11 protein-coding genes and 3 pseudogenes are annotated in these 19,522 nt (G+C 70.7%); 8 read left to right on the forward strand and 6 right to left on the reverse strand.

Annotation, left to right across the window (positions count from 1 at the left end; translation table 11 throughout):
• Positions 1-165: 165 nt before the first annotated feature.
• Positions 166-1,668 (reverse strand): hypothetical protein, encoded by a 1,503-nt coding sequence (locus ACZ7H1_RS07285; protein WP_470784496.1) that lies wholly within the window; start codon positions 1,666-1,668, stop codon positions 166-168.
• Between the two features lie 553 nt (positions 1,669-2,221).
• On the opposite strand from ACZ7H1_RS07285, the gene ACZ7H1_RS07290 reads away from it, so the two are divergent.
• The 3 genes from ACZ7H1_RS07290 (at position 2,222) to ACZ7H1_RS07300 (ending at position 4,111) form a co-directional block, all read left to right on the forward strand.
• Positions 2,222-2,806, forward strand: a complete 585-nt coding sequence (locus tag ACZ7H1_RS07290; RefSeq protein ID WP_470784497.1) for a snapalysin family zinc-dependent metalloprotease — start codon at positions 2,222-2,224, stop codon at positions 2,804-2,806.
• Between the two features lie 236 nt (positions 2,807-3,042).
• Complete coding sequence (locus ACZ7H1_RS07295; RefSeq protein WP_470784498.1) at positions 3,043-3,243, forward strand: hypothetical protein; 201 nt, start codon at positions 3,043-3,045, stop codon at positions 3,241-3,243.
• Positions 3,244-3,751: 508 nt separating this feature from the next.
• Positions 3,752-4,111: a ribosomal protein L7/L12 gene (locus tag ACZ7H1_RS07300; protein ID WP_470784781.1), complete on the forward strand. Its 360-nt coding sequence runs from the start codon at positions 3,752-3,754 to the stop codon at positions 4,109-4,111.
• 3 nt (positions 4,112-4,114) lie between these two features.
• Here the strand turns inward: ACZ7H1_RS07300 and ACZ7H1_RS07305 are convergent, their stop codons facing one another.
• From ACZ7H1_RS07305 to ACZ7H1_RS07315, 3 genes and pseudogenes are all read right to left on the reverse strand, one after another.
• Positions 4,115-4,567, reverse strand: coding sequence for a flavoprotein (locus ACZ7H1_RS07305; protein ID WP_470784499.1), 453 nt, complete (start codon positions 4,565-4,567; stop codon positions 4,115-4,117).
• A 68-nt stretch (positions 4,568-4,635) separates the two neighbouring features.
• Positions 4,636-4,815 (reverse strand): annotated as a pseudogene (locus tag ACZ7H1_RS07310) (IS481 family transposase); the annotation flags it as partial.
• Positions 4,816-4,979: 164 nt separating this feature from the next.
• Positions 4,980-5,597, reverse strand: a complete 618-nt coding sequence (locus ACZ7H1_RS07315) for a DUF1707 SHOCT-like domain-containing protein (RefSeq protein WP_470784501.1) — start codon at positions 5,595-5,597, stop codon at positions 4,980-4,982.
• 76 nt (positions 5,598-5,673) lie between these two features.
• Here ACZ7H1_RS07315 and ACZ7H1_RS07320 point away from each other — a divergent pair.
• The 4 genes and pseudogenes from ACZ7H1_RS07320 to ACZ7H1_RS07335 all read left to right on the forward strand — a co-directional run.
• Positions 5,674-5,947: pseudogene (locus ACZ7H1_RS07320) on the forward strand (transposase family protein); the annotation flags it as partial.
• A gap of 50 nt (positions 5,948-5,997) precedes the next feature.
• Positions 5,998-6,423 (forward strand): annotated as a pseudogene (locus ACZ7H1_RS07325) (SDR family oxidoreductase); the annotation flags it as partial.
• A 156-nt stretch (positions 6,424-6,579) separates the two neighbouring features.
• Positions 6,580-7,362, forward strand: a complete 783-nt coding sequence (locus ACZ7H1_RS07330; protein WP_470784502.1) for a hypothetical protein — start codon at positions 6,580-6,582, stop codon at positions 7,360-7,362.
• Positions 7,363-7,372: 10 nt separating this feature from the next.
• On the forward strand, positions 7,373-7,972 hold the full coding sequence (locus tag ACZ7H1_RS07335) for a hypothetical protein (protein ID WP_470784503.1): 600 nt from the start codon (positions 7,373-7,375) through the stop codon (positions 7,970-7,972).
• Between the two features lie 227 nt (positions 7,973-8,199).
• Here ACZ7H1_RS07335 and ACZ7H1_RS07340 read toward each other — a convergent pair whose 3' ends face one another.
• Both ACZ7H1_RS07340 and ACZ7H1_RS07345 read right to left on the reverse strand, forming a co-directional pair.
• On the reverse strand, positions 8,200-8,397 hold the full coding sequence (locus ACZ7H1_RS07340; RefSeq protein WP_470784505.1) for a hypothetical protein: 198 nt from the start codon (positions 8,395-8,397) through the stop codon (positions 8,200-8,202).
• A 14-nt stretch (positions 8,398-8,411) separates the two neighbouring features.
• A complete protein-coding gene (locus ACZ7H1_RS07345; RefSeq protein WP_470784506.1) occupies positions 8,412-15,749 on the reverse strand; it encodes a ricin-type beta-trefoil lectin domain protein in 7,338 nt (2,445 codons plus the stop codon).
• Positions 15,750-16,192: 443 nt separating this feature from the next.
• Between ACZ7H1_RS07345 and ACZ7H1_RS07350 the strand changes: the two genes are divergently transcribed.
• A complete protein-coding gene (locus ACZ7H1_RS07350) occupies positions 16,193-19,435 on the forward strand; it encodes a DNRLRE domain-containing protein (RefSeq protein ID WP_470784508.1) in 3,243 nt (1,080 codons plus the stop codon).
• Positions 19,436-19,522: the final 87 nt, after the last annotated feature.

A 19,522-nucleotide genomic window follows, 5' to 3' on the forward strand; every position in this document is an offset into this window, starting at 1 on the left:
TCGGCTTGCAAGCACCCCACACACACTCTGTACCAACCAACACCTGTGTGGTCCCCCTCCCTAAACCCGCCCAAGCATGGAGGGCCCCCCCCCCCCCCCCCTCCCCCCCCCCCCCCCCCCCCCCCCCCCCCCCCCCCCCCCACGCCGGGGCCGGGGCCGGGCCGATCAGCGGCCGGCGGCTATCTGGGCGGCGGCGCTGCCGATTCCGTTCCAGCCGGAACCCGTCCATACGGTGACCGCGGAGCGGTTCGGGGTGAGGCCGTAGATGTGGGTCCTGCTGAGGGCGAAGCTCGCGCCGGGGCCGCCGATCTGGGTCCAGGAGTGGGGTGTTCCGTTGAAGCGGAAGACGTCGCCGCCGTTCGGGCCGGTGGCGACCATCGTCGTGCCGCCTGCATAGAGGGATCCGGCGGGGCCGCCGACCTGCTCCCACCGTTCACCGCTGCCGGTCCACCGCATGACGGCCGAACGGTCGGGGGTCAGTCCGTAGAGTGCGTTGTCGTTGACCGCGAAGGCGGCTCCGGCGTTGCCCACGCGGGTCCAGGAGTCGGGGGTGCCGTTGTAGCGGTGGACGCCACCGTCGCCGGGGTTGGTGGCGAAGAGGCCTGCCGCACCGGCGTACAGGGAGGACGCGGCTCCGCCGATCTGGGTCCAGGCAGTGCCGCTGCCGGTCCACTGCATGACGGCGGAGCGGTCCGGGGTGAGGGCGAACAGGTGCCGGTCGCTGACGGCGAAGGCAGCCCCGGCATCGCCGACGCGGGTCCAGGAGCCGGGGGTGCCGTTGTACTTGTAGATGCCGCCGTCGCCCGGGTTGGTGGCGAACAGGCCCGCGCCGCCGGCGTGGAGGGCGCTCGCCGCGCCACCCACGGCGGTCCAGTTGCTGCCGTTCCAGACGACCACGGCGGACTTGTCGGGGGTCAGCGCGTACAGGTCTCCGTTGACCGGTACCGGGACGGACGGTGCGTCGTCGACCACGTAGCGGTTGCGGACCGGCTTGTAGGCGCTGGGGTTGCTGCCGGCGTAGTACGGATACGGGATCTGCCGGTGGTGTACCCCGGTTCCGGTGAACTCGTAGCCCCAGTACGAGGTCCGCGCGGTGTTCGCCCAGCCCCCGAAGAGGACGATGTGGCCGGAACTTCCCGGGTTGTCGTTGTTGAGGGCGTCTCCCGGGCGGAGCTCGTCCTTGGTGATCGTGTACGTCACCCCGCGGGCGGCGAAGGTGTTGGTGGTCAGACCGGGCCTGGCCAGCGCCCAGGCCATCGAGACGTAGCCCGAGCAGTCGCGCCGGTAGCCGTCGTACGTGCCGGACTGGTTGTAGGTCAGCCCGAGGCCCAACCAGGACTTGGCCCGCTCGATGACGCGACTGCGGCCGATGGTGGGGGCCGAGGCGGTGCTCGTGGTCCCGGCCGCGGCCATGGCGGGCGAGCTGCCGAGGCCGGCGGGCGCACCGCCCTCGGGGGTCGCCGTGCCGGGGGAATCGTCGAAAGCCCGGTCGGCGGGCTCTCCCTGGCCGGGGCTCCCCTCGTCCGGGAGGTCCTCCGCATGGGCTGCCGCGCCGGCCGTCACCGCGGTACGGGCGGGGCCCGCGGCGGCGGGCTGGACCCCGTACCCGAGGAGGGCTGCGGACAGCGCGCCGGTGAGAACGAGGCGGACGGATAAGGATCGACGCATGCGTACGGCCCGTGCCACGAGAACTCCAGAGTGGATTCGACGAGGAGTGAACGCGTCGAACGTACGGAACCGGGCCGGGCCCGAGCGGCAGAGCGGGCGGCAGGCCGGCGGCAGTCGGCGGGCCCGGGATCCAGGGGGCTCGCCGGGCCCCTGCGCCGGTGGGGAGGCGTAGTTGGGCCAGGATGAGCAGGACCTCGCCACTGATGTCCGCTCAGGCCGGTACGCGGGCCTCGCCGAGGAGTTTCCGGCCTGCTTCCGCGACCGTGCCGCCCGCAAGCCGCACAGCTCCGTCCCGCGGCCGTCCGCAGCGGGCTCGCCGGGCGCGCCCACGCCAACGCCCCGGACGGCGCCGCCCGCTGACCGGGCACCGGCCGGAGCACCGGCCAGAAATGGCTGGCAGGTGCATGACGGGCGAGTGGGGTACGGGGCTACGTTCTTAGGGCTCCGGAGGGGCGGCTGTCCGAACGTCCGGGCCACCGGCGGGCGGTGGCGGCGCCTCCGCGCCCCGGCTCCGCCGAGGGGCCGGGTCCCCCACACATGAAGGAGCACGACCATGCCCCTGGGCACCTGGCTGAAAGCCGGCACCTCCGCCGCCGCGCTGGTCCTCGCTGCGGCGACCGCCGCGACCGCGGCACCCGCTCCCGCACCCATGGCCATACCGGACGCCGCCGCTGCAGTGGTGACGCTCCGTTACGACGACAGCCGGGCCGGCGGCTGGGAAGCCGCCATCGCGGCCGGGGTCGCCTCCTGGAACGCGAACGTCAGCAACGTACGGCTGGTGGAGGCCGCGCCCGGGGGCCGGGCCGAGATCGTCATCGTGGCCACCACCGGCTGGCCGCAGGCCACCCTCGGCCCGGTCCGGCCGGGGCGGCAGGTGCGGGTCGAACTCGGCGCGCAGGCCGTGAGCCAGGGGTACGACAAGACGCGCATCGCGGCGCACGAGCTGGGCCACAGCCTGGGCCTCCCGGACACCAAGCCGGGGCCGTGCACCCAGCTGATGTCCGGGTCCAGCGCCGGGACGGCCTGCACCAACGCCGTGCCGAACGCGACGGAGCGGTCCCGCGTGCAGTCCGCGTACGCGAACGGGCTCGCCGCGGCCGTGCCGACCGACGGCCGGGTCCTCGTCGACGCCCCCTGACGGACGAAACGGGGGTGGCGCCTCCACCGGGGTCGCCACAGGACGGGCGCAGTGCATGCACGCGTTCCTGGCCGCACATGCCGGGCCCCGAGCGCGCCCCACAGTGATCCGACCGGCGGCGGCCACCCCGTCCCGGCCCGCGGTTGGCGGGCTGGGAGGGGGTGCTGCCCCGCGTGAGGACACCCCAACTTTGTCCGCTCATCGCAGGCGGCGCCCCTGGCGCCGGCCCGTCCTGAGTGCCCTGGCGCCGGCCCACCCTGAGCATCCTGGTCCTCGCGGCCGTCGCCGCGGCCGCGGCCACCGCGCCGTACGCCACCGCGGCACCACCGGACGACGCCTACTACGAGGACGCGGCCGGGAAGACCGGCGCCGAACTGAAGAGCGCCCGCCACCGGATCGCCGACTTGGAGACCACCCTCTCGTACGACGCGGTGTGAGACACGCCGAAGACGACCGGCGAGGACCCTGCCGACCCGGGCAACGTGCTCCTGCTGCACTCCGGTCGCTCGCAGGCCAAGAGCACCAACGGCGGCGGGGCCGACGACTGGAACCGCGAGCACGTCTGGGCCAAGACACGTGGCGAGTTCGGCACATCCACCCGTCCCGGCACCGACCTGCGCCACCTGCGCCCCGAGGACGTCTCGGTCGACGCCGCCGCGGGATCCGCGCTGTCATTTCTCAACTGTCCGACTCCGACCGGGTCGGGCACCGTCTGCGGCGACGCGCACCGGCGGAGTGGCGCGGCCTGGTCATGCGAACGGACAGGCTCGTCATCGTCTACCATGCTGCACTCCACCTCGCTGCCCTCCTTGTCCGGGCCCGGCGATAACCCGCTGCGTCTCTGGACTCCCCGCCCGTGGCGGTCAGCAGCTGCGGGGATGGTTCACTTGCTGAACAGCTCGAGGCCGCCGGGGAGGGCGCGTGGAAGAGCCAGGATTCCGTGTCGTGCTGACGGAGCCAGGAGACCGGAAGACGGAGGCGATCCGTGCGGTCCGGACGGTCACCGGCCTCAGCCTCTGGAACAGCAAGCTTCTGCTGGACAGTGCGCCCGTAACGGTCACGGAACCCGCCTGGCTCGAAGCCGCCCAAGACGCAGCCGGGGTCCTTGAGGCCGCGGGTGCCCACGCGACAGTGCTGTGCGACTGGTGCGACCGCACCATCACACGAGAGGCGGGCCCGCTCGACCCGGCCCTATGCAGCGGGCCCTGGCCTCCCGAGACCTGCCGGGCGAGTTACCCACCGGCAACAGACTGGGTGCGGCCACTGCTGACGAACCCACGATCGAATCTGAGAGACGCGCTCTAGGAGTCAGTGGACCCCGGCGCCGCGGAGGGCGGCGATGGCCGGGGTGAGGGCTGGGTGTTGGGCTTGGGCTGCATTGATGTACGGCAGGGCTACGACGGGCCGTTCGGGCATGCCGAGGGCTTCGGTGATGAGGCCGAGGGCGAGGGCGTCGGCGTGACCGGCGGCCCACTTGGTGGTGGTGTTCAGGGTGACGGGGGCGACGAGGAGGGCGTCGGGGTCGGGCAGGACGTCGGACCGGGAGGGGAGTTTGCAGGTGTGGCGGACCGGGTGGCCGGTCAGCGCCTGCCGGCCCGCCATCTCGGATTCGCCCCCGGATTCCTCGACGGACCAGCGGTACGCGGCAGGGGTCAGTACGAGGGCGACGTCCCAGCCGCGCGCTTGGGCGGCTTTGATGCCGGTGGTGACGTGGCGGGCGGGTGGGGCGGCGCAGGAGATGACGTAGAGAGACTGGGTCACGTCGGTAGGCCACAGCGCTCCGCCAGGGCGCGCAGGCATCCCTCCGCGCTGCCGACGCCGAGGAGTCGGAGGGCGTGCCGGGTGAGGACGCGGTGGGCGGTCGAGGGTGCGATGCCGGTACGGACGGCGAGCCGCAGCGGTCCGATGCGGTGCTTACGCCGCAGCCGAAGTACTTGCTCCTCCCCCGTGGCCACGGTCCGTCGTGGCTGGTGGTGAGGACGGCTGGTCCGGTCACTCATTCCGGCGACGCGGGGGGGCCAACCGGAGTCGCCCGGTCTCGGTCAACGAGGCCTTACGGTGGGGCGCGAGGGCCTCCTCGGATCGATGTAGATGTCGCAATCCACACCGAATCCGGAGGCCCTCACCCATTTCAACAACCCAGCACGTGTCACCCACGTCCCGGGCAACACACCTAACCCAGCGTCGGGTTGCTGTGCAGCTTGCGCTGCTCGCGGCGGTTGGGGTGGCGGATGACCACTCCTCCCGAGCCGCCTGACCCAGTGAGCCGGATCAGCGGAGTTCCCGGGAGCCGGTCGGGAGTGGTCTTGTCCTTCAGGCCGCCGACGCCGGGATCCATGCCGCTGGTGTCTGCGGCCCAGGCATCGGGGATGACGATCGTGACACCGGATGTCTCCCCGTACGCCTCCACTACGACCTCCGTCAGGCGGCACTCGACCCGGGTGAAGTCAACCTTCACACCCCCCACGCCGCCGTGAGCGATCACGTGCCCGGGAACCTCCCAGCGTCCGGGGCCTTGAGACGCGCCGTACATGCCGCCCTTGAGTACCAGCGGCGGCCGGCTCTCAGAGGAATTCAGCCTCGGCAGGTCGGCGGCCAGGACGGCCAACTCGGCGTGAGTCTTGGACGTCAGAGCCTGCTCCAGGCGTGAATCCAGCTCATCGAGATCGATTCGCCCCTCGGCTGCCGCATCACGCAGCCGCTCCACCACTGCTTCCCGGTCGTCGTGAGAGGCGCGGAGCTCTCCTGATGGGGCAGGGCGCGGAGAGGGCTCCGGAGGCTGGACAGTCATGGCCACAAGGATAAGCAGCCGGTGAACCGAGCGGACTGGGACTGCAGATCTCGGCGGTTCGGCTCCAGCGGCCCCGTGGCGGAAGACGCCTTCCGAGTTCGGTCCCTGGCCCACCGTCTACGGGCGCTTTCGGGTCAGGCGGGACGCCGGTGTCCTCACCCCTCTGCCGGAAGGCCTGCCCGGCAAAGCGGAGCGCCACGGAGGAACAGAACGGACAGGCGGAGCGTCGGCGCGGCCGGCGCCGACGCGAACTCCGGCTGAAGGAAGTTCTGTTCGGCAGGCCACGGGGCGGACTGACCGGCAAGGTCCATCTCGCTGCGGACCTCAGATGCCGTCCGCTCGCGGTCGTCGGCCACATCCGCTCATCTGCGACACGGCGGGGCCGCCGGTCAGACCGGCGCAGTTCGACCGGGTGATGAAGACCAACCTGTACGGAATGTTCTTCTGGCTCTCCCGCGCGGCCCTCGCCCACATTCCGCGTGACGGATCGATCATCAACACCGCTTCGGTGCAGGGCTACCAGCCCAGCCCCCACCTGCTCGACTACGCGATGACGAAGTCCGCCATCATCTCCTTCACGCACGGGCTGGCGCAGATGGTCGCCGAGCGCGGCATCCGCGTCAACGCCGTCGCGCCGGGGCCGGTCTGGACGCCGCTGATCCCGGCGACCACGCCCGACGTCACGGAGTTCGGCAAGCAATCGCCCCTGGGCCGAGCGGCCCAGCCGGCAGAGATGGCTCCTGCCTACGTCTTCCCGGCCTCACCCCAGGCCGGCCACATCACCGGGGAGATCGTCAACGCCGCCGGCGGCACACCGCTTCCGTAACCTGCCGCGCTCGAACGCGCAGGCCCGCTCCCGGGCTGTACGCCCCCGGGAGGTGATATCACACCCATCATGACAGGTCAGAGCGTGTTCTCGTAGGAGGAACGGCGCAGGCGACCAGCCTTGTTCGGCCCCTCCAGCGCACCCAGAATCTCCGTCATGAATCACTCGGGGAAAGTCGATCGGGACGACATCGTGCGAGCGCGGAATGCGCTGCTCTCGTCGGGACGCCGAACGCCGCGCGAGGAAGTCGACGCATACCGGGTGCTCGCTCAGGTCAGCCCCGCCTCGTACCTGCCCCTCTTGACCAGGGCGCTGCAACGCCTGAGCTACGACACCGGTTCCGGCAAAAGGCATGTGGCCTGTCTCGCGCTGTGCGAGGAGGCGGTGGCCGTGGCGCGGTCCATGGATCCGGCCGAACCTGCCCGTGCGGATGTCCTGTACGAGGCCCTCAACTCGTGCCAGAGAGAGCTGTACAGCCTGGGTCGACGCGCCGAAGGACTCGCCATGCGCTCCGAGATGCTCGCCATCGGCCGTGCACGGGCCGAACTGTCCGGAGACCGTGTGCCCGCAGGGCTGCGGGAGTGGGCTGCGGGACTTTCCGAGGAAGGCCGGTATGCCGAGGCTGCCGAGGCCATGACCGAGTTGGTCGCAGCGATCCTGCCCGATGGGCCCGGCAGCGGGGGTCACGCCTGGTCACTCCTGGAGTGGATCGCCGCTCTCCACGACGCCGGCCGGTCCGGCGAAGCACTCTCCGCGTTCGAGACGCTCGTCAGCATGGCAGCGGCCGGAGCCGCGAACGACCGCGGCCCTGTGGCCTGCCATCTCTACTCGCTCATCGGGTACGCGCAGATGCTCGACACCCACGGCCGAGGCGAGCAGGCGGCGCCCGTGCGGCAGGAGGCACTCGCCTTGCTGACGGAGTTGGGCCGATACCGGTGAGCGCAAGTCCATGAGTGGCTATCAGTCGTCGTTCTGGGCAGTGCTGCTGGCCTTCTCCGGTGCCGAAGGCGATCGGCCTGCGTCCGATGGACCGCGTCCGCCTTCGGGGGCGGCGCCCATGCAGTGGTCGCCCGATGCCAAGCGGCGCTACTTCGACAGCCGTCATGCCCTCCGTGAAGAGGTGGACGCCCTTGCTGCGCGAGCCGCCGAGGATCCGGACCGGCATCTGGCCGAGCTGGTCCGGCTGCATCGGGTCCTCACCGTCCGCTCCGCCGTCTACTGGGAGAACCGCACCCATCTGTTCGCGGAGCGGGTGCGCTCGTTGTTCGACGACGGAGTGGATCTGGCCCGTCGGCTGTCTCAGCACGATCCGGCAGACGGAACGCGAACACTGGCCGGGATCCTGATCGACCGATCGACCTTCCACACCGCCGCAGGCGAGTTCGGGTCCTCCCTCGATGACTTCCGCCAGGCCCTGAGCCACCTGGGCGAGGCCAACAAGTCTGAGCCGACCGACGTCGGCCCAGGACGCGTACTCGCTCCCGGTGGTGCCGGGCTTGTGATCCGGGTCTGCTCCGAGCCGGACGCAGCTTCCGGCCGGCTTCAGTGACCCGTTCAGTCCCGGGGCCCCTTGCTACGCAGGCAGCAGTCCGACGGTGCCCACGGCGAGCGAGATGGGTGCCTGGCCCGCAGCGAGATCGGGTTCAGGCAGGGCCGACGGGTGGCGCGGATGCTGTCGGCATGCCCGCCTCCTACCGCGGCCGCTCCGCGCCGAAGCCCCGCCGGGACACGCCCGGCGGGGCTTCGGATGTGCGCGAGTGATCAGGTCGCGGCAGGTTAGTTCCCGCCGCCCAGGGGCAGGTCGGGGAGGGTGGCCAAGAGGGCCCTCACCTCGTTCTTGGTCGCCCCTACGCGGGTCTGGAAATCGCGGTCGTCCCCGGTCTCCAGCGCTTCCATCATCAGCGCTTCGACCAGGAAGAACTCGACTCTCGGCATCGTGATCACGATGTCGGCGCCACGGTCCTCTACCTGCATCAGAATGTCTCCTCTCACTCCGACTTGAAGTTCCTGGTGAAGTAGCTGTAGCCCTCGCCCGGCGCGAAGACGGTGCCACCGTCCCTCGACTTGGGGTTGCGGATCACGATGACCCCGTTCTGCCAGAAGGCGGTCGTACCGTCCGATCGCACGCGGCGTTCTCCGTTCAGGATGACGTCCTCGACCATGTCGGCGAACTGGGCGCGGGTCCGGATCCCGGGGAACTCGCCCTGCTCGAGGACGTGCTTCTTGAAGGCGTGCCCGTCCGCTCCGGCAAGTTCCTCGGCTGCGAGCTTTGCCTGCAGCTTGCGGATTTCCGCGATGCTGCAGGAGGAGTTGTGGACGAGGACCGGAGTGTCACCCGCCACCACATAGTACGTGTGGAGTGCGGCGATGGTGAGGTTGTACGTGTTCGCCCGGGTCGTGTACGCGCGGATGCCGGTGACGGTGGCCGAGGTGCCCTCGTCGGTGCGGAGGGTCATGCCCGGCTTCAGGGCGCCGGCGTCGAGCCACGTTCGCCGGGACGCCGACCAGAAGGGATGCTCGTCCGTCGTGGTGATGGTCTTGACGCCCTGGGGCGTTTCGACCGACACGTCGACGTACGCCTTGTCATCGGCCGTGAAGATGACGGCCACGACCGGCTGGGCCGAGGTCTCGCCCGTTTCGGGGTCGGTGGCGAGGACTTCGTCGCCGTTCTCCAGCTTCTCGATCGGCTTGGTGCTGCCGTCGGCAAGCAGGACCTTGGTTCCTGCGACGAAGCTGTCCTTCTGGCAGATGTCGGTCTTCTTGCCCGTGATCCAGTCCCAGAGCTTGCCGCCCTTGCGTTTGGCAGCGACGGCGTCTCCCGCGACCGGGACCAGGGCCACCAGGCTCCAGCCCGTCTCCTTCCAGTTGCCCTCGAAGGCGTAGACGACTCCGTTGAGGACGTCGGAGGCAGTGCCCAGGCCGGGGATGAAGCCGGCGGCGTCGAGCGTGAAGTGGATCTGCTCGGAGGTCATCTTCTTGACCGGGCCGGGCTTCCAGTTGCTGCAGCCGCCGCGCATGCACGTGCGGTGTTCCTTCTTGGTGGTGACGCTGGAGCCGCGGTCGCGGCCTCCGTAGCTGTTGATCACCGTGACCGTGGTACGGGAGGTCAGGGTTTCCGTGACCTTGGTGTCGCGGTCGTTGTACGTCCAGCCGCCCGGGCCGCCGGACCACCAGGCGTCGTTCGCCTTGAGGTACGCGGAGTCGTTGCCGTCGGCGGTGATGATCGGCTTGAGGCCGTCCGGGTCGGCGAGCGAGACCGGGTTGCCGTTGGCGTAGGTGTACCCGTTCATCTGGAGCGGGTCGGTGATGTCGATGATCGGGTCGACGGACAGGAACCGGCCGGTGGCCGAGTCGTACTCGCGGGCGCCGATGTGGGTCAGGCCCGTGCTCTGGTCCTCGATACCGGTGCCGAGGAAGGTCCGGCTGCCGGGCCACCAGGACGGCTGGGCGCCGCGCGGGTTGCCGTAGACGTCGGACTTGCGGCGGTGGACCCACTGGCCGGGGATCTGTTCGATGGCGGCGGTGGCCGTGTTGTGGTGGTCGCTGACCAGCAGGGACAGGTGATGGCCGGTCGCGGCACCCATGGTGCGGCGGACCGTGGTCGGGGCGCCCGGGGAACCGTAGTAGCGCTGGGCGTCGATGGCCTGGCCGGCCTTGTTGACGGTGACCTCGGCCTCGCCGAGGTAGAGGGTGCGGGAGCTGCCGTTCTCCTCGATCAGGCGGTTGCCGGAGGCGTCGTAGATGTAGGTGGTGGTGTCGCCGAAGCTCCACTGCTGGTTGGGGCCGCCGGCGCACTGGTAGACCAGCAGGTCGGCGCCGTCGGTGGTGTTGCCGCCCGAGATGTCGATGCAGCCGTTCGAGGCGGCGTTGTGCAGGGTCTTGTCGCCGGGCCGGTAGGTGAACTTCTGCTTGGCGCTGCCGTCACAGGCCATCAGGCGGGCGTTGCCGCCCTCGTTGCTGAGGCACTTGCCGAGAGCGCGGACGGTGTCGCCGGTGAAGCGCCACTGCTGGGCCTTGGTCTCGTTGCAGGTCCAGATCTGGACGGGGGTGCCGTCCGCGGACCGGCCGCCGTCGACGTCGAGGCACTTGCCGTTCATGCCGGTGACCGCGACGGCGCCGATGCCGGGGCTGGTGGCGGAGACCAGCTTGTTGCGGCGGTCCCAGACCAGGTTCTGGGTGTCGCCGCCGAGGGTGCGGCGGGTGTTGTTGCCCGCCTTGTCGTAGGCGTACGTCGACCGGGACGTGACCGTCGAGTTGGTCGTGCGGGTGGTCTTGTCGGCCGTGGCCATGGTGTGCGGCTGGGTGGTGACCGGGGGCTGGGTTCCTCCGCCGCCGGGTACCTGGACGCCGTGGGTGTAGACGGTCTCGTCGTCGAGGGCCGCGTTGGTCAGGTCGTGGTCGATCAGCTTGGTGCGGTTGCCGATGCCGTCGAAGCTGTACGACTGCCAGTAGCCGTCGCCGTCGGGGCCGACGGTGACCTCGGCGAGGGAGGGTCCGCCGCACGCGGAGGTGCGGCCGGTCCAGGCCTCGGTGAGCTGGCCCTTGGCGTCGTAGGCGAAGCACTGCCGGTCGACGGCACCGCCGGGGCGGGTGTCGGTGACCGAGGTCGGGTTCCCGGCGACGTCGTACGTGTACGACAGGGCCGAGACCCGGTGTTCGCCGGGGGTTTCGCGGTCGGTGAGCGCCTGGGTGACGCGGCCGGTGTTGCGGTCGTAGAAGTTGGTGTTCCACACCCGCAGCGGGGCCTTGCCCGAGGCGGTGCGCAGGACCTGGCCGAGCGGGCTGTAGACGGTGTCCGCGGTGTACCAGGTCAGGCCCGACAGCGTGACGGGCATGCCGTTGGCGTCGTAGCGGGTGACCAGTCGCTCGGAGGCGAGGCCGCCGGGGGTGGCCGGGAGGGTGCTGGTCTGGACCTTTCCGGTGGGGGTGTAGGTGGTGCCGTAGGCGTAGGTGCCGGCGAGGCCCTTGGTGGCGGCGGTGTCCGGGATGGTGAGCTTGCTGCCGGTGGGCCGGTATTCGGCGTCGTAGCCGGTGACCTCGCTGGTGACGGCGAGGGCGCCGGTGTGCCGGGTGGCGGCCACGGGCAGGCCCTTGGCTCCCGGCAGGGAGTCGTAGGACCAGGTGGCCAGCAGGGTGCCGTTCCAGTCGTCCTCGACCGTGGAGGTCTTGCGTCCCAGCTTGTCGTAGTACGTGAACGTCTTGCGGTTCTCGGCGTCGGCGACCCAGACCTGCTGGTCGAGGTTGTTGTAGCCGAAGGTGGCCGTGCCGGCGTCGGGGTCGGAGGAGGCGGTCATGCGGCCGCGGGCGTCGTGGGTGTACGTCCAGGCGTTGCCGTTGGCGTCCTTGACCTCGGAGAGGCTGCCGCGGACGTCGTAGGAGTAGTGCGTGTTGGACCAGGTGGTCAGGTCGGTGGCGGTGTACTGCTGGTTGAGGGTGGTGCGGCCGAGTACGTCGGTCCAGGTCTTGGCGGCGCTGCTGCCCTTGAGGGGGGTGGTGCCGTCGGCGGACATGGCCGTGCGGGTGAGGGTCCAGTCGCCCTCGTACTTGGCGGTGACCGAGTCCTTCGGGTCGTCCTCGTGGAGGGTGGTGACCCGGACCGGACGGCCCAGTCCGTCGTACGCGGTCTCGGTGGAGCGCGGGATGTGGAAGACGGTCTCCGGTACGAAGATCTCCGTGCCCGGCTCGCCCTCGGCGTGGTACGGGTGGTTGGTCTGGCGGACGGTGCCGTTGGCGTTGTGGAGGGTGTCCGTGACGATGCGGCCGCCGCCGAGGGCCTCGGTCTGGGTCTGGCGCGGGCGCAGCAGTCCGTCGTAGAGGGTGACGGAGTCCTCGTAGGTGCCGGTGTCGCGCAGGGTGCGGGTGGTGACGGCCGGCGGCTGGTGCTCGGAGAGCCGGTATTCGAAGGTGTACGCGGCCTTGTCCGTGGCCGGGTTCTGGGAGGTCGTCCAGATGGAAGCGGCGCGGCCCAGGTTGTCGTACGTGGTGGTGACCTTGCGGTCGTTGGCGTCGGTGACCTGGAGGATGACTCCGCGGGCGGGGTCGGCCTTGACCGTGCTCGTGTGGCCGAGCGGGTTGGTGGTGGTCACGTTGAACGCCGCGCCGGTGGCCGGGCTGAACGCGATGGTGGTGGCGTTCCCCGCGGCGTCGTAGGTCTTGGACTGACGGCCGAGGGCGTCGTACTCCACCTGCGAAGTGGTGATCCAGCCGGTGCCGGCTCCGTCGTGGGAGTCGGTCTGCCGGGCGAGCCCGCGGACGGGCGCCGTGCCGAAGGCGTTCAGGGCGTCGTACGAGGTGCGGGTGTCGCTCAGCAGGGTGCCGGTGGCGGTCTGGGTGCAGTCGCCGGCGGTGGCGCGGACCCGCTGGGGCAGGCCGACGAGGTTCTTGTCGGTGTTGTGGACGTACGTGGTGGTGGTGCAGGTCTGCTCGGTGGTGTTCCAGCCGCCGGTGCCGTTGGGTACGACGGCCTCGGTCTGCACGGTCTGGGGCAGGCCATACTCGGTGTCGACGGTCGTCTTGGTGCGTACCGTGCGGGAGGTGCCGCCGCTGATGGACTGGATGGCCTCGGTGCGGGCGGAGCCGGTGCGGTGGGCTTCGAGCGGGGTGGTGCCGTCCCTGGGCCGGGAGCCGGTCTTCTGACTCCACGGCCAGGCCAGGGTGCGGGAGACGAAGGCGCCGCCGGCCTTGGTGTACGTGATCGTCTCGGCGGCCTGGCCCTGGTACTGGGGCAGGTCCTCGCCGAGGGTCTCGGTGCCGGTGGAGTCCTTGACGGTGACCGTGGCGCGGCCGGCGTCACCGGACATGCCGCGGAAGTAGCGGGTACGGGTCTGGGACTGCTCGGTGGCGTCCGAGGTACCGGCCCCGGCGGTCAGGCCCTTCTTGACGAGGACGCTCGCGTACCCGCGCCATTCGCTGTAGGTACGCAGCTCCGGCTTGGTGAACTCGTCGTCGTTCTTGGCCCAGGCGGCGCCGCCCTCGTAGGTGTACGAGGTGGTGGTGTCGGGCTGGCGGGCGACGCGGTCCTTCTCTGTGACGCTGTCGACGACGTACTTGTTGAACCACTCCAGCGGCGGCTTGTCCAGGTCCGGGTCCGGGGACCAGTGGACCGGGTGGCAGCGGGTGGTGTTCTCCTCCGGCTTGGGGTGGGTGGTGCCCACCGGGCAGGGCGCGGAGTAGGCGACGCTCAGCTCGCCGCCGGTCTCGGTGCGGACGGTCTCGACGCGCAGGCGGTCGAAGTCGGGGGTGGCGTCGTTGGCGCTCTTGGCCACGCGGTTGGGCATGTCCTGGACGTTGGCCAGGAAGGACACCGGCGGGAGGGTGGTGCTCAGCTGGTTGCCGGCCTCGTCCTTGGCGGTGCCGTAGCCGGTGCGCGTGACGGATTCCAGCCACAGGGGCGGGTGGGTGTCGGTGCGCTGCTTGGGGAAGGACTGGGCGAAGGACCAGCGGTCCACGAGGGAGAGGGCGGTGGAGCCCTCGGTGCGCTGGCCGTAGGTGGTGACGGCGGTCAGGCGCTTGCGGGACCAGAAGGTGGGCGCGGAGACGTAGCAGTTCGCCGCGGAGGCCTTGCAGTGCAGCGTGGAGGGGGTGTCCCACCAGGGCTGCTTCTTCTCGTAGTTCGTCGACTCGAAGTCGGCGTCGGAGCACTGCGAGGAGCCCTCCTTGACGCAGCGCTCGGCGACGGTGAACTCGACCTTGGCGGCGGGGGCGCCACCGACGTCTCCGGAGCGCAGGCCGTAGGAGATCGCGGTGGGGTATCCGCCGCGGGTGTAGGGGACCTTCTCCTTGAACTTGCCGTTCTTGGCGTAGTGGTTCGTCTCGCGGGCCCAGTCGACGACCATGGCGTTGCCGTGGACGTCCTCGACGTAGTCGAGGTTCCAGCGCCAGCCCTGGGTGCAGGAGGAGTTCGCGTACGTGCTCTGGTGGCAGGGCTCGCCGGCGTGGTTGCCGAAGACGGGCGCGGAGAAGACGGAGTTGGTGACGGCGCGGGCGCCGGCTCCGTCGACGTCGTGGCGGCCGAAGAAGTAGCGGGTGCCGTCGCGGGTGGTGACCACCCAGTACTCGCCGTCCTTGGCGCCGTTGGCGACGGCGGCGTCGGTCTTGCGCTCGACCTTGGCGCCGTTGTCGTTGGCGGGGATCCAGCGGCCGGTGGCCGAGTCGTGGACGAGCTCGGTGGTGCCGCCGCCGAGCGACATGACCACGTTGTCGCCGGCCCAGCAGAGGTCGCTCTTCTTCTTGTCGGTGGCGTTGTCGTTGTTCGGCGCGGCGGGTGCGGCCTTGCGGTCGTCCTCGCAGGAGCGGTAGCGCCGCTCGATGAAGCCGGGGTGGTAGTCCCAGCCGTCGCCGATCCAGGAGGCCTGGCCGTTGGCGGCGGAGGTCTTGTCGTCGACGGACTGGGAGGAGTACCCGAGGGAGATCTTCGGGGCGGGGCCCGCGGGCGGCGCGGGCACGCTCAGCGGGTACGTCCAGGAGAAGCCGCCGCCGCTGCCGCCGGCCGACCAGGTGCCGGACGGGGAGAGCGAGGTCGCCTTGTACGTGCCGCCCGCTCCGGAGGCGCCGTCGGAGGCCGCGAGGACCACGGGGCTGCCGCCGGACATGGTGGACATGCCCTGGGCGGGGGCGGTGGCGGGGTCGATGGTGGCCCGTACGGTGCCGGTGCTCGGGTCGTTGGTGCTGGGCACGTCCTGTGCCTCGGTGCACTCGGGGAGTTCCGGCGTGGTCAGGAAACACTCGGGGAGCTGCTTGAGGTCCAGCCGGGTGGACCATTCGGTGCCGTAGAGGTCCTCGAACTTCTCGTAGTCCAGCTGGACGTCGACCGGGGTGGAGCCCTCGGCGGGCGGCGTCACCGTGATGATGGCGCCGTCCACGGCCGCGGCCTCGGTGGCCGTGCGGGTCTCGACCGCGACGGACCAGGTCCCGGTGGGGGCCGGCGGGGCCGGCTCGGTCTCGGTGGGCGTGGCCTTGCCGATGCTGACGGGAAGGGAGCCGACCTGGACCAGGCTGTCGCCGGCCGTCGCGGCGAGTGCGACGGCGGCGCTGCCGCCTGCCGGAGGCGCGGTCTTCGCGGGCTCGTACTCGGCGGGCGGCTGGGCGGGCGTACCGGACCAGCCGTCCAGCTTCGCCGCCTCGACCTCGTCGAGCTTGGCCTGCATGTCCTGCTGGAGACCGGGCAGCACGACACCGCTGCGGTCGCCCGGAGAGGCGGCCAGTGCCTGGTTCGGCAGCAGGGTGGCGACGAGCAGCGCCGAGAGCGCGACTCCGGTCTGCCGGGCCGTACGCCGGTGCCGGGCGGTACGACCGCCCCCGGCACGTGCCTTCCCGTTTCCGGGCAAGCGGAATTGATGCGCCGAAAACGGCGACATGAGAACCCCCACGCTCTGCCGGCGCCACCGCTGAAGCGGAACGCACATGGCAGGGAAATGACAAATTGCCAGCTGATTCTTAAGGCACGGCGGGTGGAAAATCCATAGGTGGCGGCAGTCTGTGACTCTGATCACTTAGCGTGATCGGATAGCGGGAAATACCGCCCCTAGGCGACAAATTGACCCTCTCGAGGCGCGGCTGGCGCGTGACGAATCACGTTGTGTGGTCCATGCTCACCTCGCACATTTACGCGCGGAAGCGGCTGGCGATAAGAGAACCGGAACCGATCCGGAATGCCCCGCCCGCGCACCGCGATTTCGCGATGGACCGAAGGCGGCGAGTCGCCGCCCGAGGGGGGAGAAAAGCAAGCGTGGCTGCGAGTGAGTCCGTGGACGAGAGTCCTGCAACGGCTGTGCCCACAAAGGAAAACGAGGCGGGACAGGCACGCCCGCAGGACGGCACCCGGCCGCGGATGCGGCGGGCCAAGGGTGCGCTCGCCGCGCTCCTGGCGGTCGCGGTGGCCGTGCCCGTGGGGATCCGGCTCTGGGAGCCCGCCGCCTCCGCGCCCTCCGAGGGCGGAGCGCAGCAGGCCGATGCCGGCACCGGGCCCCTCGGTGCGCCCGAGGCGATCCGGCGGGCGAAGAAGACCGGCAAGGCGGTCGAGGTCACCGAGGACCGCACCGAGAACATGACCGTCTGGGCGCAGCCCTCCGGCCGCCTCAAGGCCACGGTCCACAGCAGCACGGTGCGCGCCAGGGTCGGGTCGCAGTGGAAGCCGATCGACACGAACCTTCAGCGTGTCGAGGGCGGGTACGCGCCCAAGGCGGTCAACGGGCGACTGGTCTTCGCCGGCGGGAGCCCCGTCGGCGCCGGACAGCGTGCTTCGCGCTCGCTCGCCGGCCGCCAGACGTCCGGACAGGCCGCAGGGCAGACGGCCGGAGGCACCGCATCCGCCGCCGAGGGGCCCCTGGTCAGCCTCACCGTCGACGGCCACGCCATGACGGTGGCCTGGCCCGGAGCCCTGCCCGAGCCCGTGATCGACGGACCGCGCGCCCTCTACGAGAACGTACGGCCCGGGATCGACCTGCTGATGACCGCGCAGGACGGGGGCTACTCCCACCTCCTCGTGGTCAAGGACCGCAAGGCCGCCGCCGACCCGCTGCTCGACGAGCTGAACTACCGGCTGGCCTCGCCGACCCTGAAGTTCCGCCTCGACCCGGTCTCCGGCGCGCTCAGCGCCCGGAACGCCAAGGGGAAGGAGGTCGCCGGCGCGGCCTCGCCCCTGATGTGGGACTCCAGCGGCAAGGTGACCGCGACCGGCGGCGAGCGTCCTGCCGCCGCGGCCGCGACATCAGCGGCAGCGCGGCGGCACACCACCCTCGGCCTCCCCGGCCTGGCGGGCGCCGAGGGCGCCCGCATGGCAGTGGCGAAGGGGACGCTCAAGGGCGGCAAGCTCTCGCTCCGCCCCGACCGCGCCCTGCTCGATGCGCCCGACACCGCGTACCCGGTCTTCATCGACCCGTCGTTCAAGGGCCACAAGCACTCCTGGACGCACCTGTACAAGACCTCGGGCAACAGCAGTTTCTACAACGGCCAGAACTTCAACGCGTCCGGCACCAACGAGGCGCGCGTCGGCTACGAGTCCACCACCGGCGGCACCTCCCGTGCCATCTTCAACTTCTACTTCGGTACGGAGCTCCACGGCGCGGGCATCAAGTCCGCCCGCGTGCGGGCCCTGCAGACGTACGCCTGGTCCTGCAACAAGCGCGTGATGGACGTCTACTCGACCCCGTTCATCTCCTCCTCCAGCACCTGGAACAACACCACCGGCTACTGGGGCAAGAAGGTCGCCAGCGAGGACGCCGCGTACGGCTACAACAGCTCCTGCCCGGACAACTGGATCGCGCCCGACATCAAGGGCCTGGTCACGGAGGCCGCCAACGGCCGGTGGGGCGCGCTGTCGCTCGGTTTCAAGGCGCCGAACGAGTCCGACCCGTACTACTGGAAGAAGTTCATCGCCAACGGCGAGACGGCCCCGTACATCGAGATCGAGTACAACAAGCTCCCCGACATCCCGGTTGCCGCGAACATGAGCACCTCCCCGGGCGGCGCATGCCTCACCAGTGGCAACGGGACCAGCATCGGCAAGACCGACCTGACCTTCCAGGTCAAGGGCACCGACCCGGACGGCAACCTCAAGCAGGTCCAGCTCGAGATCTGGGACGCCTCGAGCGGCCAGAACATCTGGAACGAGTGGCTGTGGCCCAACAGCGAAGGCGTGATCACCAAGCAGCTGCCCTGGGACAAGTTCCCGGCGGGCCGTAAGTACTACTGGCTCTCCCGCACCGTCGACTGGGACGGCTCGGGATCCCCGGGCAGCGGCCCCCTCGACTCCGGGGGCGGCGGATGGTGCACGTTCACCGTGGACCACACCGCCCCGCCGAGCCCCGCCGTCCGCTCGGTCCACTTCCCCGCGCCCGGCCCCGACGGCGCGCAGTGGAGCAGCGCTCCCGCCGGGACCCCGGACCAGTGGATCGAGGTCCTGGGCAACGGCGCCAAGGCGGACGACATCCGCGAGTACCAGTGGAGCCTCAACCACCCGCTGTACGACCAGAAGACCTGGGTCTGGAACACCGAGCTCGCGCTGGCCTCCATCAAGCTCAAGGTCGACACCGCCGGTCCCAACGTCCTGTACGTCCGTACGGTCAACAAGGCCGGCAACATCTCCGCGCCCACCGAGTACCTCTTCTACGTGCGCCCCCGCGCCGGGCTCGACAAGCCCGGCGACGTCACCGGCGACGGCTACCCCGACATCCTCGCGGTGGACGCGGCGGGCAACCTCCGTACGTACAACTCCGAGCCCAACGGCGACACCGACGCCTGGATGCCCGGAGCGGTCGACGGCGACAAGCCCGCCCCCGCCGGCTACTGGAAGACCCAGAACGGCAGGCCGGTCCTGATCAGCCACTCCGTGGACTGGTTCCCCGGCGACGGAATCACCGACCTGATCGCCCGCATGCCGGACGGCCGGCTGTACGTGTACCCCGGCGACGGAGCGGGCCGCTTCGACATCGGCCGCCGCATGGAGATCCTCCTGCCGGCCGGCTCCCCGGACCCCGGCACCCTCGACCAGCTCGTCACCACCGAGGACGTCACCGGCGACGGCCTGCCCGACGCCTTCGCCCGGATCGGGGACGCCTTCTGGGCCTTCACCGGCTACACCGGGGGCTCCTTCACGGAGGCCAAGCGACTGTCCGCCACCGCCTGGCTCAAGCGCGACATCGTCGGAGTCCGCGACATCAGCGGCGACCAGGTGCCCGACCTGATCTTCCGCGACGACAACGACCCCAACCGCGGCCTCGCCCTCCGCAAGGGCAAGCCCGGCGCGGCCGGCGGCGTCGACCTCGCCTCCCTCGGCTCCGCCGCAGCCTCCGCGGACGCCAAGGACTACACGTACGCCACCACCGGCTGGGGCCGCGCCGCCATCCCCAAGGTCGTCGGCACCCCCGACGCCAACGGCGACGGCATCCCCGACATCTGGGCCGTCAACAACATCGGGTACCAGTACCTGATGCGCGGCGGCACCACCCAGTGGCTGGGCGACGCCAGCGGACGCGACGAGGACGACTGGCACACCTTCCTCACCATCGGATAGCGCGGTAGGGCCTTCCCAAGGCCCGCTGCCTCCGTACGCCTGTGCCCGAGCCGCCGCGCGCCGCTCCCACCACGAGTGGGGCGGCGC

It is taken from the genome of Streptomyces sp. NPDC037401, from assembly GCF_055602345.1.